Origin of the sequence: Thauera phenolivorans (assembly GCF_001696715.1) — a bacterium.
Classification (GTDB): domain Bacteria; phylum Pseudomonadota; class Gammaproteobacteria; order Burkholderiales; family Rhodocyclaceae; genus Thauera; species Thauera phenolivorans.
Map to the genome: position 1 here is coordinate 381,828 of NZ_MBFM01000003.1, position 15,550 is coordinate 397,377.

17 protein-coding genes are annotated in these 15,550 nt (G+C 65.1%); 15 read left to right on the forward strand and 2 right to left on the reverse strand.

All coding sequences use genetic code 11. From position 1 onward, the window contains the following. The first annotated feature begins 236 nt into the window (after positions 1-236). The 7 genes from BB334_RS08720 to BB334_RS08750 all read left to right on the forward strand — a co-directional run bounded on the left by BB334_RS08720 (position 237) and on the right by BB334_RS08750 (position 6,012). The gene (locus BB334_RS08720) at positions 237-500 is read left to right on the forward strand and encodes a phenol hydroxylase subunit (protein WP_068807243.1); all 264 of its coding nucleotides are present in this window, start codon (positions 237-239) and stop codon (positions 498-500) included. Positions 501-532: 32 nt separating this feature from the next. Beyond that, on the forward strand, positions 533-1,528 hold the full coding sequence (locus BB334_RS08725) for an aromatic/alkene monooxygenase hydroxylase subunit beta (RefSeq protein ID WP_068807246.1): 996 nt from the start codon (positions 533-535) through the stop codon (positions 1,526-1,528). A gap of 12 nt (positions 1,529-1,540) precedes the next feature. Next, entirely contained in the window at positions 1,541-1,810 is a 270-nt protein-coding gene (locus BB334_RS08730) for an MmoB/DmpM family protein (RefSeq protein WP_068807249.1), read from the forward strand. A gap of 20 nt (positions 1,811-1,830) precedes the next feature. Continuing rightward, the gene (locus BB334_RS08735) at positions 1,831-3,384 is read left to right on the forward strand and encodes an aromatic/alkene/methane monooxygenase hydroxylase/oxygenase subunit alpha (protein ID WP_068807252.1); all 1,554 of its coding nucleotides are present in this window, start codon (positions 1,831-1,833) and stop codon (positions 3,382-3,384) included. Positions 3,385-3,445: 61 nt separating this feature from the next. Beyond that, positions 3,446-3,805 (forward strand): phenol hydroxylase subunit P4, encoded by a 360-nt coding sequence (locus BB334_RS08740; protein ID WP_068807255.1) that lies wholly within the window; start codon positions 3,446-3,448, stop codon positions 3,803-3,805. Positions 3,806-3,884: 79 nt separating this feature from the next. Continuing rightward, positions 3,885-4,940 carry an NADH:ubiquinone reductase (Na(+)-transporting) subunit F gene (locus tag BB334_RS08745; RefSeq protein WP_068807258.1) on the forward strand — a complete coding sequence of 352 codons (1,056 nt, stop codon included), beginning with the start codon at positions 3,885-3,887 and terminating at the stop codon, positions 4,938-4,940. A 142-nt stretch (positions 4,941-5,082) separates the two neighbouring features. After that, a complete protein-coding gene (locus BB334_RS08750) occupies positions 5,083-6,012 on the forward strand; it encodes a catechol 2,3-dioxygenase (protein WP_068807261.1) in 930 nt (309 codons plus the stop codon). A 66-nt stretch (positions 6,013-6,078) separates the two neighbouring features. Here BB334_RS08750 and BB334_RS08755 read toward each other — a convergent pair whose 3' ends face one another. Beyond that, positions 6,079-6,804 (reverse strand): FCD domain-containing protein, encoded by a 726-nt coding sequence (locus BB334_RS08755; protein WP_068807264.1) that lies wholly within the window; start codon positions 6,802-6,804, stop codon positions 6,079-6,081. Between the two features lie 183 nt (positions 6,805-6,987). Here BB334_RS08755 and BB334_RS08760 point away from each other — a divergent pair, with 183 nt between their 5' ends. The 7 genes from BB334_RS08760 to BB334_RS08790 all read left to right on the forward strand — a co-directional run bounded on the left by BB334_RS08760 (position 6,988) and on the right by BB334_RS08790 (position 12,472). Continuing rightward, the gene (locus BB334_RS08760; RefSeq protein WP_068807267.1) at positions 6,988-7,425 is read left to right on the forward strand and encodes a GlcG/HbpS family heme-binding protein; all 438 of its coding nucleotides are present in this window, start codon (positions 6,988-6,990) and stop codon (positions 7,423-7,425) included. A gap of 19 nt (positions 7,426-7,444) precedes the next feature. Next, positions 7,445-8,302: an alpha/beta fold hydrolase gene (locus BB334_RS08765; RefSeq protein WP_068807270.1), complete on the forward strand. Its 858-nt coding sequence runs from the start codon at positions 7,445-7,447 to the stop codon at positions 8,300-8,302. A gap of 196 nt (positions 8,303-8,498) precedes the next feature. Beyond that, the gene (locus BB334_RS08770; RefSeq protein WP_068807273.1) at positions 8,499-9,425 is read left to right on the forward strand and encodes an acetaldehyde dehydrogenase (acetylating); all 927 of its coding nucleotides are present in this window, start codon (positions 8,499-8,501) and stop codon (positions 9,423-9,425) included. 14 nt (positions 9,426-9,439) lie between these two features. Then, on the forward strand, positions 9,440-10,471 hold the full coding sequence (gene dmpG / locus BB334_RS08775; protein WP_068807276.1) for a 4-hydroxy-2-oxovalerate aldolase: 1,032 nt from the start codon (positions 9,440-9,442) through the stop codon (positions 10,469-10,471). 82 nt (positions 10,472-10,553) lie between these two features. Beyond that, positions 10,554-10,745, forward strand: coding sequence for a 2-hydroxymuconate tautomerase (locus BB334_RS08780; protein WP_068807279.1), 192 nt, complete (start codon positions 10,554-10,556; stop codon positions 10,743-10,745). A 111-nt stretch (positions 10,746-10,856) separates the two neighbouring features. Next, positions 10,857-11,783, forward strand: a complete 927-nt coding sequence (locus tag BB334_RS08785; RefSeq protein WP_068807282.1) for a SphA family protein — start codon at positions 10,857-10,859, stop codon at positions 11,781-11,783. A gap of 80 nt (positions 11,784-11,863) precedes the next feature. Further along, a complete protein-coding gene (locus BB334_RS08790) occupies positions 11,864-12,472 on the forward strand; it encodes an antibiotic biosynthesis monooxygenase (protein WP_068807285.1) in 609 nt (202 codons plus the stop codon). Positions 12,473-12,526: 54 nt separating this feature from the next. Here the strand turns inward: BB334_RS08790 and BB334_RS08795 are convergent, their stop codons facing one another. Next, positions 12,527-13,237: a fumarylacetoacetate hydrolase family protein gene (locus BB334_RS08795; protein WP_068807289.1), complete on the reverse strand. Its 711-nt coding sequence runs from the start codon at positions 13,235-13,237 to the stop codon at positions 12,527-12,529. 160 nt (positions 13,238-13,397) lie between these two features. Here BB334_RS08795 and purL point away from each other — a divergent pair. Beyond that, the coding region (gene purL, locus BB334_RS08800) for a phosphoribosylformylglycinamidine synthase (RefSeq protein ID WP_083200374.1) at positions 13,398-15,550 on the forward strand (2,153 nt) is incomplete at its 3' end.

Below are 15,550 nucleotides of genomic sequence, written 5' to 3' on the forward strand. Positions count from 1 at the left end.
TTCGTCTTGGCCAGGGGGTGCGGGTTGTTGCGGCGCAATAAACTGGAGTGATCAAATGATCAGCTCAACTTGCCAATTGATCATTTGGTGACCTTATGAATCTATAAGACTGCTGATAAATCTCGATAGAAATTGAGAATTTGCGATTTAACAGCACCTTATCGGAACTGGCACGCGACTCGCTTTATAAGACGCGGCGACAGACTTCGCTGAACCAAATGGATGGAGTTCTGCAAATGGAGAATGAAAAGCCCGCTCTCGACACCAGCCGCAAGTTCGTGCGGCTCATCGAGCGTCGCCCGGACGGCTTCGTGGAGTTCGAGTTCGCGATCGGCGAGCCGGAGCTCTACGCCGAGATGCTGCTGCCGGCCGACGCCTACGAGGCGTTCTGCCAGACAAACGAAGTGATTTATCTCGAACCCCGCGACGAGTCCGCGGAAGACGACGGTTCCGGTCTCGACTGGAACCTGCACCAGGCAACCCACCAGCGATTCCGCTGACAGCAAGACCCTGCAGACGAGGAGGAGAACTCATGCAAATCGATTTGCGTACCGTGTCCATCAAGCCGCTCCGGCACACCTTCGATAACGTCGCGCGCCGCATCGGCGCCGACAAGCCGGCCTCGCGCTATCAGGAAGGCACGCTGGACATGCAGCAGACGGCCAACTTCCACTACCGGCCGACCTGGGCGCCGGAATACGACATCTATGACGCGTCCCGTACCGCGATCAAGATGGCCGACTGGTATGCGTTCAAGGATCCGCGCCAGTTCTACTACGGCGCCTACTGCCTGGCGCGTGCCAAGCAGCAGGAGACCGCCGAGGCGAACTTCGACTTCGTCGAGAACCGTGGCCTGGCGGGGACGCTGCCGGAGTCGGTGCGCGACACCGTGCTGAAGCTGCTGGTGCCGCTGCGCCACGTGGCCTGGGGCTCGAACATGAACAACGCGAGCGTCTGTGCCTACAGCTATGGCACCGGCTTCTCGCAGCCGCACATCTATCACTCGATGGACCAGCTGGGCATCGCCCAGTACATCACCCGCGTCGGCCTGCTGCTGGGCGATGTCCAGACCCTGGACGAAGGCAAGCGCGCATGGATGGAAGACGACGCCTGGCAGGGCCTGCGGCGCTTCGTCGAGGATTCCTTCGTACTCCAGGACCCGTTCGAGCTGTTCGTGGTGCAGAACGTCGTCCTCGACGGCCTGCTTTACCCGCTGGTGTACGAAACCATCATCGATGACGTGCTCTCGAGCCAGGGCGGGACGCCGGTGGCGATGCTCACCCAGTTCATGACCGACTGGTTCACCGAGACCAAGAAGTGGGCCGATGCCACGGTGAAGATCGCGGCGGCCGAATCGGCCGAGAACAAGGCGATCCTGGGCAAGTGGCTGACCGACTGGCGTGATCGCGCTGCTGCCGCGCTGCTGCCGGTGGCCCGCATCGCCCTCGGCGACCGGACCGACGAAGTCATGGGCGAAGTCGTCCAGCAATTCAATGCCCGCATGGCGAAAGCCGGCGTGGCCATCTAAGGAGACATCCGGATGTCGACCGTTTTCCTCGCGCTGCAAACCAACGAAGACACTCGCCCGATCATCGAGGCGATCCTGCAGGACAACCCGCACGCGGTCTGTGACGAGCAGCCGGCGATGGTGAAGATCAACGCCGAGGGCAAGCTCGTCGTGCGGCGCGAGACGATCGAGGAGCTGCTCGGCCGTGACTACGACCTGCAGGAGCTGCAGGTCAACATGATCACCATGTCGGGCAACCTCGATCAGACCGACGACGAAATGATCCTGTTCTGGAAAAACTGATTCCTCGAGGAGACGAAATCATGGATATGCAAGTTGCGAAGAAGAAGCTCGGTCTGAAGGAACGCTATGCGGTGATGACGCGCGGTCTGGACTGGACGCCGTCGTACCAGAAGATGGAGGACATCTATCCCTACATCGCTTACGAGGGCATCAAGATCCACGACTGGGACAAGTGGGAGGATCCCTTCCGCCTGACCATGGACGCCTACTGGAAGTATCAGGCGGAGAAGGAGCGCAAGCTGTACTCGGTGCTCGACGCCTACACCCAGGGTAACGGCCACCTCAACGTGACCGACGCGCGCTACCTCAATACCGTCAAGCTGTTCCTGAGCGGCATCAGCCCGCTGGAATATGTGGCGCATCGCGGCTTCGCCCACGCCGGCCGTCAGTTCCCCGGCCCCGGCCCGCGCGTCGCCTGCCTGATGCAGTCGGTCGACGAGATCCGTCACGCGCAGACCCAGGTGCACGCCGTCTCGAACTACAACAAGTACTACAACGGGATGCACGACTTCCACCATGCGCACGACCGCGTGTGGTTCCTGTCGGTGCCGAAGTCGTTCTTCGACGACGCCATCACCGCTGGTCCGTTCGAGTTCATGGTCTCGATCGGCTTCTCGTTCGAGTACGTGCTGACCAACCTGCTGTTCGTGCCCTTCGTCTCGGGCGCGGCCTACAACGGCGACATGGCCGCGATGACCTTCGGCTTCTCGGCGCAGTCCGACGAAGCCCGTCACATGACCCTCGGCCTGGAAGTCATCAAGTTCATCCTCGAGCAGGATCCGGACAACGTGCCGATCGTGCAGCGCTGGATCAACAAGTGGACCTGGCGCGGCTATCGCGTGCTGACCCTGGTCGCGATGATGATGGACTACATGCTGCCGAAGCGCACGATGAGTTGGAAGGAGTCGTGGGAGATCTACTTCGAGGAGAACGGCGGCGCGCTGTTCAAGGACCTCGCCCGCTACGGCATCACGATGCCCAAGTGCGCCGAGCACATCGCCCTCGAGAAGGATCACCTGTCGCACCAGGCCTGGAGCACCTTCTACAACTACGCTGCCGCGTCGAACTTCCACACCTGGATGCCGGACGAGGACGAGATGGACTGGCTGGCGTCCAAGTATCCGAACAGCTTCGACAAGCACTACCGTCCGCGTTACGAGTTCTGGCGCGAGCAGGCCGCGAAGGGCAACCGCTTCTACAACAAGACGCTGCCCATGCTGTGCCAGACCTGCCAGATCCCGATGATCTTCACCGAGCCGGGCGATCCGACCAAGATCTGCTACCGCGAAGTGGACTACAAGGGCGACAAATATCACTTCTGTTCCGACCACTGCAAGGAGATCTTCGAGTACGAGCCGGAGAAGTACGTCCAGGCCTGGCTGCCGGTGCACCAGATCTACCAGGGCAACTGCTTCCCCGAAGGCACCGATCCGACCGTGGAAGGCTTCGATCCGCTCGCCGCGGTGCTGAAGTACTACCACCTCGAGAATGGTCGCGACAACCTCGACTTCGAGGGCTCGGAAGACCAGAAGAACTTCGCCGAGTGGCGTGGTCAGGCGACCAAGAACATCTGATCTGCTCGCCGCGGGCGCCCGCCGCGCCCGCGGCCACCTCAAGCTAGCAAGGAGACATGACATGGCAGTTGCCGCCGTCACCAAATACGAATTCGAACCGAAGGACAAGCTCGAGAATTTCCACGGTAACCAGCTGCTGTACATCGGCTGGGAGGACCACCTGCTGTTCTGCGCGCCCTTCGCCTTCCCCTTCCCGCCGACGATGCGTTTCGGCGACATCATCGACAACGTGCTGCCGGGCGCCTTCGGCTACCACCCCGATTTCGCCAAGATCGACTGGAGCGAGGCCTACTGGTTCAAGTCGGGCAAGCCCTGGACGCCCGACTTCGACAAGTCGCTGGCGGACAACGGCCTCAAGCACAAGGACGTGATCCGCTTCCACACGCCGGGCCTGCACGGCATCAAGGATTCGTGCAACTGAGGGTCTCTACCGACGGCGGCCGGTGCAAGCCGGTCGCCGCAAACGGCCCGACCGAGAACCGAGACAACGGACAACAAGCATGAGCTATGAACTGACCATCGAACCGATCGGCCAGACGATCGAAGTGGAAGACGACCAGACCATCCTCGACGCGGCGCTGCGTGCCGGCATCTGGTTGCCCCATGCGTGCTGCCACGGGCTGTGCGCGACCTGCAAGGTCGTCGTGGTCGACGGCGAAGTCGATCACGGCGAGGCCTCCAGTTTCGCCCTGATGGATTTCGAACGCGACGAGGGCAAGACGCTCGCCTGCTGCGCCACGCTGCAGAGCGACGTCACGATCGAGGCCGAGATCGAGGAAGAGCCCGACGCCGAATCGATCCCGGTGCGCGACTTCGAAGGCACGGTCACCCGGGTGGAGGACCTGACGCCGACGATCAAGGGCATCTTCATCGAACTCGACGAGCCGATCCATTTCCAGGCGGGCCAGTACGTCGATTTCGGCATCGAGGGCGGCGCCTACAGCCGCGCCTTCTCGCTCGCCAACCCGCCTTCGACCGGCCGCGAGATCGAGCTCAACATCCGCATCGTGCCGGGCGGCAAGGGCACGACCTGGGTGCACGAGAACCAGAAGGCGGGCGACCGTGTGAAGCTTGCAGGCCCCTACGGCCGTTTCTTCGTGCGCAAGTCGGCGCCCGAGAACATGATCTTCATGGCCGGCGGCTCCGGCTTGTCGAGCCCGCGCTCGATGATCATCGACCTGCTCGAGCAGGGCGAGACGAGGAAGATCACGCTGGTCTACGGTCAGCGCAGCCGCGCCGAGCTGTACTACCACGACGAATTCCTCGCGCTTGCCGAGAAGTACCCGAACTTCAGCTACGTCCCGGCGCTGTCGGACGAGCCCGCCGAATCGGACTGGAACGGCTTCCGCGGTTTCGTGCATGAAGCGGCCAAGGCCCACTTCGACAACGACTTCCGCGGCAACAAGGCCTACCTGTGCGGACCTCCGCTGATGATCGACGCCTGTATCACCACCCTGATGCAGGGCCGGCTGTTCGAGCGCGACATCTTCATGGAGAAGTTCTTCTCCGCCGCCGACGTGCAGCAGGTACGCAGCCCCCTGTTCAGGAATATTTGAGCTGGGTCAACAAATATCGAGATTCTCGAACGGGGTCGAACGGGCATGGCTATGATTCTTGCGGCTTCGAACTGAACCTTCGATCCAATTCTTTCCGACCGGCCTGGAGGCCGGCGGAGCCACCATCTGGAGGAGATCAAACATGGCAATGACTGGCGTTCTGCGTCCCGGGCATATCTCGCTGCGTGTCCTCGACCTCGAGCAGGGCATCAACCATTACAAGAACGTGCTCGGGCTGGTCGAGACCGGCCGCGACAACCAGGGCCGCGTCTACTTCAAGGCCTGGGACGAGCGTGACCACAACAGCGTGCTGATCCGTGAGGCGGAGGACGCCGGTATCGACTTCTTCGCCTTCAAGGTCGCCGACAAGGCCACCCTCGAGAAACTCGATGCAGACCTGAAGGCCTTCGGTCTCACCACCGAGCGCATCCCCGCGGGCGAAATGCTCGAGACCGGCGAGCGCGTGCGCTTCCAGGTTCCGTCGGGCCACTACATCGAGCTCTACGCCGAGAAGACCGACGTCGGCAACGGCCAGCCCTATGTGAACCCCGATCCGTGGGTCCCCGATGCCGAGCGTGGAATTGCGCCCACGCGCATGGACCACTGCCTGCTGTACGGCCCGGACATCGAGAAGGTGCAGGAGATCTTCGAGAAGGTGCTGGGCTTCTTCCTCGTCGAGCATGTGGTGATGGAGGATGGCAAGACCGACCTGGCGATCTGGCTGTCGTGCTCGATCAAGGCCCACGACATCGCTTTCGTGCGCCACCCCGAGCCGAACAAGCTGCACCACGTCGCGTTCAAGCTCGACAGCTGGGAGAAGGTGCTGCGCGCGGCCGACCTCATGTCGATGAACCGGGTGTCGATCGACATCGGCCCGACCCGTCATGGCGTCACCCGCGGCACCACGATCTACGCCTTCGACCCTTCGGGCAACCGCTTCGAGACCTTCTGCGGCGGCTACGACTGCTACCCGGACGGCAAGCCGATCAAGTGGACCTGGGACGAAGTCGGCGCCGGCATCTTCTATCACGACCGTGCGCTGAACGAGCGTTTCCTCAGCGTCGTGTCCTGAGGCAGGCAAATGAAAGGCGGTGCCGCGAGGCACCGCTTTTTTTCGCTTCGCGCTGCCGGTGCGATCTCAGTGCGTGGCGGGCTTGCCGTTGAGGACGTCGATCGGCATGCGCTTGACGGCGTCGAGGGTGCGCAGGATGTGCTCGGAGAGGATCGAGGTGGCACGGGTGACGTCGCGCGCCAGCGCAGCCTCGAACAAGGCCTGGTGTTCGGCATGGACATCGCGAGCGACCGGCTGGCGGAACAGGCTGAGGCGGCGGTAGCGCTCCGACTGCTGGTACAGGATGTTCTGGAAGTGACGGATCCAGCGGGAGGGGCAGGCAGCGATCAGGGTTTCGTGAAAGGCGCGGTTGCGCCGCTCCCACTCCTCGGTGGTGTCCAGATCACCCTCGGAAAGTTTCTGCTCCGCCCGCGACAGGCGGTGGAAGGAGGCAACCAGCGCGGCCTCCCAAGCGTCGTCCCCGCGCGCGAGCGACTGGCGCAGGGCCTCGGTTTCGAGCAGGACGCGGGTGCGGGTGATATCCTCGAAGTCGGCAATCGAGATGGGTGCGACGCGAAAGCCGCGCTGGCCCTGCGCCACCACCAGCGCGTCGGTCACGAGCAACTGCAAGGCCTCGCGCAAGGTGCCGGCACCGACTTCGTACTGATCCTTGAGGTGTTCCACGCGGAGCTTCTCACCCGGCGGATGCACGCCCTCGATGATGTCGCGCCGCAGTCGCTTGTAGGCCGCCTCGACCAGGGTCTTGGGCTCGTAGGGGGCACTCGTTTCTGTTGCGCTGGCGATGTCGTTCATGGGGTGGAAGATGTACGGCGGATTGTAAGCAGTCGAAGTATAGCCGAGCGTTGAAGAATAGGGAGTTTCCCGAAATCTCGAGAATTGTTATTGACGACGAGATTCAAGAGGTCTATCTTCGCCCGAACTTCGAGTCATCTATAAGACCCACGCAAGGCGCGCAAGGCGCCGAGGAGAGCCGATATGAACATTGCCGTCCCGCAAGCGACCGTTTCCTGGCAAGCCGCCCATGCCGCGGTCGAGGCCGCGGTTCGCCATGCCGAGTCTCTGGGTGTGCTCATCAACGTCGGCGTGACCGACGTCGGCGGCAACCTGATCGCCTTCCTGCGCATGCCGGGCGCTTTCCCGCAGTCGATCCAGTTCGCGATCGACAAGGCCTACACCGCCGGTGGCTTCGGTTTCCCCACCTCGCAGTGGATGTCGGTCTTCGGCGACAACGAGGGCATGAAACTCGGTTTTTCGGCCCAGCCGCGCCTGATCGTGTTCGGCGGCGGTCTGCCGATCCGTGTCGATGGCCAGCTCGTCGGCGGTATCGGCGTGTCCGGTGCCTCCGAGGAGCAGGACGCCGAGTGCGCGCTCGCCGGCCTGCGCGCGATCGGCGCCGACGAAGTCGCAGCCTGAACCTTCGGAGGATCCCAGCATGAGCGCAGCCAGCCCGGAGATCGCCCGCAGCATCGTCGCCGCAGGCATCCGCACCAACTACCACGACCTCGGTGAAGGCTTTCCGGTCCTGATGATCCACGGCTCGGGGCCGGGCGTCTCGGCCTGGGCCAACTGGCGACTGGTAATGCCCGAACTGGCGAGGCGGGCGCGCGTGATCGCGCCCGACATGGTGGGCTTCGGCTTCACCGACCGTCCCGAGGGTCAGCGCTACGACATGGACGTGTGGGTGGAGCAGGCGGTCGGCCTGCTCGACGCGCTCGGCCTGGAGCAGGCCGACCTGGTCGGCAACTCCTTCGGCGGCGCGCTCGCGATCGCGATGGCGGTCCGTCATCCGCAGCGTGTCCGCCGCCTGGTGCTGATGGGCAGCGTCGGCGTTCCCTTCGAGATCACCGAGGGGCTGGACAAGGTATGGGGCTATCAGCCGTCCTTCGAGTCGATGCTCGAACTGCTCGACTTCTTCGCGTGGGATCGCGCCCTCGTCAACGAGGAGCTCGCGCGCCTGCGCTACGAGGCGAGCATCCGCCCGGGCTTCCAGGAGTCCTTCTCGGCGATGTTCCCCGCACCGCGCCAGCGCTGGGTCGACGCGATGACCAGTACCGAGGCCGAGATCCGCGCGATCCCGCACGAGACCCTGGTGATCCACGGTCGCGAGGACAAGGTGATCCCGCTGTCGAATTCGCTGACGCTCGCCGACTGGATCGCGCGCGTGCAGTTGCACGTTTATGGCCAATGCGGCCACTGGACACAGATCGAGCATGCCGGGCGCTTCGCGAAGCTGGTCGGCGACTTCCTCGCCGAGGCGGGGCAGGATGAGCCGCGCCCGCTCCAAAGCTGAGTTGCGATCGCAGGCGCGCGGCGGGGGATTTCCGTTTTCGTCGCGCATCCTGCCATCCCATCGCGGTGCGAGCTGAGGCACTGCACCGATTTCCGCTGCCGGCAGCGACCCGCGCCCCAACCCCACCGGCATTCATGGACCAGGCGACCGCGACCCGCTCCGGACGCAGGCCACAACACAGAAGGAACGACGACTGATGAGCAACAAGATCAAGTGTGCCCTGATCGGCCCCGGCAACATCGGCACCGATCTGCTGTACAAACTCAAGCGCAGCCCGGTGCTCGAGCCGGTCTGGATGGTCGGCATCGACGCCACCTCCGAGGGCCTGGCCCGTGCGCGTGAGCTCGGCCTCAAGACCACCGCCGACGGCGTCGATGGCCTGCTGCCTCACATCGAAGCCGACGGCGTGCAGATCGCCTTCGACGCCACCAGTGCCTACGTCCACGCCGAGAACAGCCGCAAGCTCAACGAGCTCGGCGTGCTGATGATCGACCTCACCCCGGCCGCGATCGGCCCCTTCTGCGTGCCGCCGGTCAACCTCGTCGAGCACGTCGGCAAGGGCGAGATGAACGTGAACATGGTCACCTGCGGCGGCCAGGCCACGATCCCGATGGTCGCGGCGGTGTCCCGCGTGCAGCCGGTGGCCTACGGCGAGATCGTCGCCACCGTGTCGTCCAAGTCGGCCGGTCCGGGCACGCGCAAGAACATCGACGAGTTCACCCGCACCACCTCGGACGCGGTGGAGAAGGTGGGCGGCGCGAAGAAGGGCAAGGCGATCATCATCCTCAACCCGGCCGATCCCCCGCTGATCATGCGCGACACCGTGCATTGCCTGACCGAGACCGAACCCGACCAGGCGAAGATCACCGAGTCGATCCACGCCATGATCGCCGAAGTGCAGAAGTACGTGCCGGGTTACAAGCTCGTCAACGGCCCGGTGTTCGACGGCAACCGCGTCTCCGTGTACCTCGAGGTCGAAGGCCTGGGCGACTACCTGCCCAAGTACGCCGGCAACCTCGACATCATGACCGCCGCCGGTGCGCGCACCGCCGAGATGTTCGCCGAGGAGATCCTCGCCGGCCGTCTTCGTCTCGAACCCAACCGCGCCGTGATGGTCGCGTGAGCAAGGAGAACACCATGGATCTTCGCGGCAAGAAAATCACCGTCCACGACATGACCCTGCGCGACGGCATGCATCCCAAGCGTCATCTGATGACGCTCGAGCAGATGAAGACCATCGCCGTCGGTCTGGACGAGGCGGGCGTGCCGCTGATCGAGGTCACCCACGGTGACGGCCTCGGCGGCGCTTCGGTCAACTACGGTTTCCCCGCCCACAGCGACGAGGAATACCTCGGCACCGTGATCCCGCTGATGAAGCAGGCCAAGGTCTCGGCCCTGCTGCTGCCGGGCATCGGCACGGTCGACCACCTGCAGATGGCGAAGGATCTCGGCGTTCACACGATCCGCGTCGCCACCCACTGCACCGAGGCCGACGTCTCCGAGCAGCACATCACGCTGGCGCGCAAGCTCGACATGGACACCGTCGGCTTCCTGATGATGAGCCACATGAACAGCGCCGAAGGCCTGATCGGCCAGGCGAAGCTGATGGAGAGCTACGGCGCCAACTGCATCTACGTCACCGACTCCGCCGGCCACATGCTGCCCGACGACGTCAAGGCCAAGCTCGGCGCGGTGCGCGACGCGCTCAAGCCTGAGACCGAGCTCGGCTTCCACGGCCACCACAACCTGGCGATGGGCGTCGCCAACTCGATCGCGGCGATCGAAGTGGGCGCCACCCGGATCGACGCCGCCGCCGCCGGCCTCGGCGCGGGCGCCGGCAACACCCCGATGGAGGTGCTGATCGCGGTGGCCGACCTGATGGGCATCGAGACCGGGGTCGACGTGTTCAAGATCCAGGACGTCGCGGAGGACCTGGTGGTGCCGATCATGGACTTCCCGATCCGCTGCGACCGCGACGCGCTCACGCTCGGCTATGCCGGCGTGTATGGTTCCTTCCTGCTGTTCGCCAAGCGCGCGGAGAAGAAGTACGGCGTGCCCGCGCGCGAGATCCTGGTCGAGATGGGCCGCCGCGGCATGGTGGGGGGTCAGGAAGACATGATCGAGGACACCGCGATCACGCTCGCGAAGGCCAGGCAGCAGGCGGCCTGAGCGCGCCGGACGCACGAAGCACACAACGGGGTCGGTGCCGGCAGGGCCGGCCCCGCTTTTCAATGACGAGGAGGAAGCGAGCATGCCCCTGGCAGAAATCACGATGATGGAAGGCCGTACCGAGGACCAGAAGCGCGCGGTGATCGAGAAGGTCACGCAGGCGCTGGTCGAGGCGGTCGGCGCTCCGATCCAGACGGTCCGTGTCGTCATCCGCGAAGTGCCCAAGACCAACTGGGGCATCGGCGGTGTTTCGGCGAAGGATCTCGGTCGCTAGGTTCTGCCGCCGGCGACCCGACTGCCCACGGCCCGCAAGAGGCCGGGGTTCCGTTCCACAACAGAAGAAAACCAGAGCAGATACAGCAGGATCAATCAGGAGGAGAAGTCCATGAAGTTCAGCAAGCTGTTTGCCGCCGTCGTGCTTGCCAGCGCGGCCATCGGCAGTGCCAGTGCCAAGGAAGGCGGCGACCAGTACCCGAACGGCGCCGAAACCTGGCTCGCCGGCGCGGTGCCGCCCCCGGGCAACTATTTCATCAACTATTTCGGCTACTACGGTGGCGACCTGCAGAACGGTGACGGCAAGGATGCGCCGGATGGCGAAGTCGACGCCTGGTTCAACGCCTTCCGCTTCGTGCAGACCACCGAGCACAAGATCCTCGGCGGCAACTACGGCTGGCACGTGATCGTGCCGGTGGTGCACCAGAAGATCGAACTCCTCGGAGGCGATGACTCAGTCAACGGCCTCGGCGACATCACGATCAACCCCTTCATCGTGTCCTGGCACGAGAAGAACTGGCACTGGGCGATCGGCCTCGACATCAACCTGCCGACCGGTCGCTACAAGGAAGGTGCACCGCGCGAAAGCATCGGCGCCAACTACTGGAGCTTCGAGCCGCTGTTCGCCTTCACCTACCTGGGCGACACCGGCTGGGAGGTCTCGGCCAAGTTCATGTACAACATCAAGACCGAGAACAGCGATTACCGTGATGCTCCTGGCGGCCCGAAGATGGATTACCAGTCGGGTGACGAATTCCACTTCGACTACCTGGTGGGCAAGCGCTTCGGCCCCTGGGGCGTCGGCGTGTCGGGCTATTACCTGAAGCAGACGACCGACGACGAGATCGATGGCAGGACGATCGACGGGAACCCCTATTGGAGCCGCGGCCGCAAGGGCCAGGTCTTCGCGATCGGCCCCACGGTCAGCTACACGACCAAGAACGGCGTACACTTCACCGGCCAGTGGAACCGCGAGACCAACGTCGAGAACCGCTTCGAGGGTGACAAGGTCATGCTCAAGCTGATCATGCCGCTGTAATCGGCATGATTCGAAGCCGGCGCGGTGCCTGGCGGCACCGCGCCGGCTTTTTCGTTCATGCATACAGGGGAGGTCCAGAAATGAGTGCAGTCCCTCAACCCGCTTCGGGAACGCCTTCGGCTGCCGGCGCACCCGCACCCGCACCGGTCACGCGGATCGCTCGCCGCCAGGCGAAGCCGGGCCGCGAGCGTGAGTACGAAGCGACCATCCGCGAGATGTTCGGTGCGATGCGCAAGCACAAGGGCTTCCTCGGCGCCGATCTGCTGCCGCCCGAAAGCGAGGGGGGCGATTACCAGGTGGTGGTCAATTTCGGCTCCGAGGCCGAACTCGCAGCGTGGGACGATAGCACCGAGCGCAGTGATTTCCACGTCCGGCTGCGCGAGGTCGCGGCGAACGAGCCCGAATATCGCCGCCTGAGCGGTCTCGAGGCCTGGTTCGCGCCCGCCGTGGTCCCCGCCTCGATGCATCCGCCGCGGGCGAAGATGGCCTTCGTCACCTGGCTGGGGATCTTCCCCACGGTGTCTTTCTATCTGTGGCTGGTGTCGCTGTGGCCGGGGTTCGTCGAGCAGCCCTTCCTGCCGCGCACTGCGGTGTTCACCGGCCTGATCGTGATCACCATGACCTGGCTCGTGATGCCGCGTCTCACCCGCTTGATGCGAGGCTTCCTCGCGTCCTCGAAGAAGGGCTAGCGGCGCGGCCGCAGTCGCTGCCCTCGAGGCGCGACGACTACCCGCCGCAAGCCGTCATTCAGGCGCGCCGATCGTGAGCTCGATCTCGCCCACGCCCGCGATCCGGCCGTGCAGGCGATCGCCTGGCCGCACCTCGCCGACGCCTTCCGGCGTGCCGGTGTAGATCAGGTCGCCGGGCGCCAGGTGATAGTAGGTCGACAGGTCGGCGATGAGCTCGGGCAGGCTCCAGATCAGGTCCGAGAGATCGGCCGACTGGCGGGTTTCCCCGTTCAGCGCGAGCGTGATCGCGCCGCTGGAAAGCACGCCGAGTTCGTTCGCCGGGACGATCTCCGAGATCACCGCGGACTGCTCCACGTTCTTCGCCACGTCCCACGGATGGCCCTTCGCGCGCGCGGCGGCCTGCAGGTCGCGGCGCGTCATGTCGAGCCCGCAGGCGTAGCCGTAGATCATCGCGCCGGCCGCGTCCGGGGCGACGCGGAAGCCCGGAGCGCCGAGCGCGACCACCAGTTCCATCTCGTAGTGGTAGTCCGCGGTCGCGGGCGGGTAGGGCACGGTGGCACCGGATTCCACCAGGGCCGAGTTGCTCTTGGTGAAATACATCGGGCGCGCGCTCGCCTTGTCGACCGGGGCGCCCATCTCGAGCGCATGTGCATGGTAGTTGCGCCCGACGAGGAAGATGCGCTTGACCGGGTAGCGGGCGGAGGTGCCGCGCACCGGCAGTGAGGCGGTCGCCGGCGGCGTCCACAGGTAGTTGATCGTGTTCATGGTGCTCCTTGTTGGCGTGGATCGGCGTGAAGGCCCGATTCTAGAACGCCCCGGGGCGTCCCGCCGCGCCGGGTCAGCGGGGCGGGCTCGGGGTATAATCCGCGGCGTTCCGCGCCGGTCCCGGCGGCGGCGCGCCTTCCCCTTTCTGCCTGCGACCGATATGACCTCGATCCTCAAGCTGCGCGGCGCTGCGGCGCTTTCCTCCACCCGCCTGGAACGCCTTTCCCGCGCCGTCGGCGAGGTGTTGCCCAAGCTTGCCGGTCTGGCCGCGGAGCAGTGGTATTTCGTCGAGCTCGAGGCGCCGCTCACCGCTGAGGAGAAGGCACGTCTGGTCGATCTGCTCGGCGCACATCCGGCGAGCCCCCAGCCGCCCGCAGGCACGCTGCGGCTGGTCGTGCCGCGACTGGGGACGATCTCGCCGTGGTCGTCCAAGGCCACCGACATCGCCCACCAGTGCGGCTTCGACAAGATCGTGCGCATCGAGCACGGCATCGCCTACACGATCGACGCGCGCGGGGTCGAAGGCAATGCCGCGCTGCTCGCGCTACTCCACGACCGCATGACCGAGTCGGTGCTCGATAGTGTCGATGGGGCCGAGGCCTTGTTCCACCATTACGAGCCGCAGCCGCTGACCACCGTCGACATCCTCGGCGGCGGCCGCGCCGCGCTCGAGCAGGCCAATGGCGAGCTCGGCCTTGCCCTGTCCGAGGACGAGGTGGACTACCTGGTCGAGAACTTCGGCCGTATGGGGCGCAATCCGACCGACGTCGAGCTGATGATGTTCGCTCAGGCCAACTCCGAGCACTGCCGCCACAAGATCTTCAACGCCGACTGGGTGATCGACGCGCGACCGATGGAGAAGTCCCTGTTCGGCATGATCAGGGACACCCACAAGGCCCACCCCGAAGGCACGGTGGTGGCGTATTCGGACAACGCCTCGGTGATCGAGGGCGCGCGCATCGCCCGCCTGTACCCGGACGCCGACGGCGCCTTCCGCTACCACGACGAGGACACCCACATTCTCGCCAAGGTCGAGACCCACAACCACCCGACCGCGATCTCGCCCTTCCCCGGCGCGGCCACCGGCGCGGGCGGTGAGATCCGCGACGAGGGTGCGACCGGCCGCGGCTCGCGGCCCAAGGCGGGCCTGGCGGGCTTCACCGTCTCCAACCTCAACATCCCCGACTTCGGTCAGCCCTGGGAGAAGCCCTACGGCAAGCCCGAGCGCATCGCCTCGGCGCTCGACATCATGATCGAGGGCCCGATCGGCGCCGCCGCCTTCAACAACGAGTTCGGCCGTCCCAACCTCGCCGGCTACTTCCGCACCTTCGAGCAGGCGGTGCAGGGCGAGGTGCGCGGCTACCACAAGCCGATCATGATCGCCGGCGGCCTCGGCAGCATTCAGGCCCAGCAGTCCGAGAAGCCGACCTTCCCGCCGGGCACGCTGCTGATCCAGCTCGGCGGCCCGGGCATGCTGATCGGTCTCGGCGGCGGCGCGGCCTCGTCGATGGCCACCGGCAGCAATACTGCCGATCTCGACTTCGCCTCGGTGCAGCGCGGCAACCCCGAGATCCAGCGCCGCTGCCAGGAGGTCATCGACGCCTGCTGGCAGCAGGGCGACAGGAACCCGATCATCGCCATCCACGACGTCGGCGCCGGTGGCCTGTCGAACGCGATGCCGGAGCTCGCCGACCACGCCGGCCTGGGCGCGCACTTCGAGCTGCGCGAGGTGCACATCGAGGAGCCGGGCATGAGCCCGCGCGAGATCTGGTCGAACGAATCGCAGGAGCGCTACGTGCTGGCGATCGCGCCCGAGAGCCTGCCGACGTTCCAAGCCTTCTGCGAGCGCGAGCGCTGCCCGTTCGCGGTGCTCGGCACCGCCACCGCCGATGGCCACCTCACCGTGTCCGACCGCCACTTCGGCAACAAGCCGGTGGATATGGACATGAAGGTGCTGCTCGGCAAGCCGCCGAAGATGACGCGCAACGTGTCGCGCCGCGCAGTGCACTTGCCGCCTTTCGATACCACCGATTTCGACCTCCAGGAAGCCGGGATGCGCGTGCTCCGCATGCCGGCGGTGGCGAGCAAGAGCTTCCTGATCACGATCGGCGACCGCTCGGTGGGTGGCCTCACCGCGCGCGACCAGTTCGTCGGCCCGTGGCAGGTGCCGGTGGCCGACGTCGCGGTCACGGCGATGAGTTTCCAGGGCTACCGCGGCGAGGCCTTCGCGCTCGGCGAGCGCACGCCCCTTGCCTGCGTCGATGCCCCGGCCTCCGGCCGCATGGCGATCGGCGAGGCGATCACCAACATCGC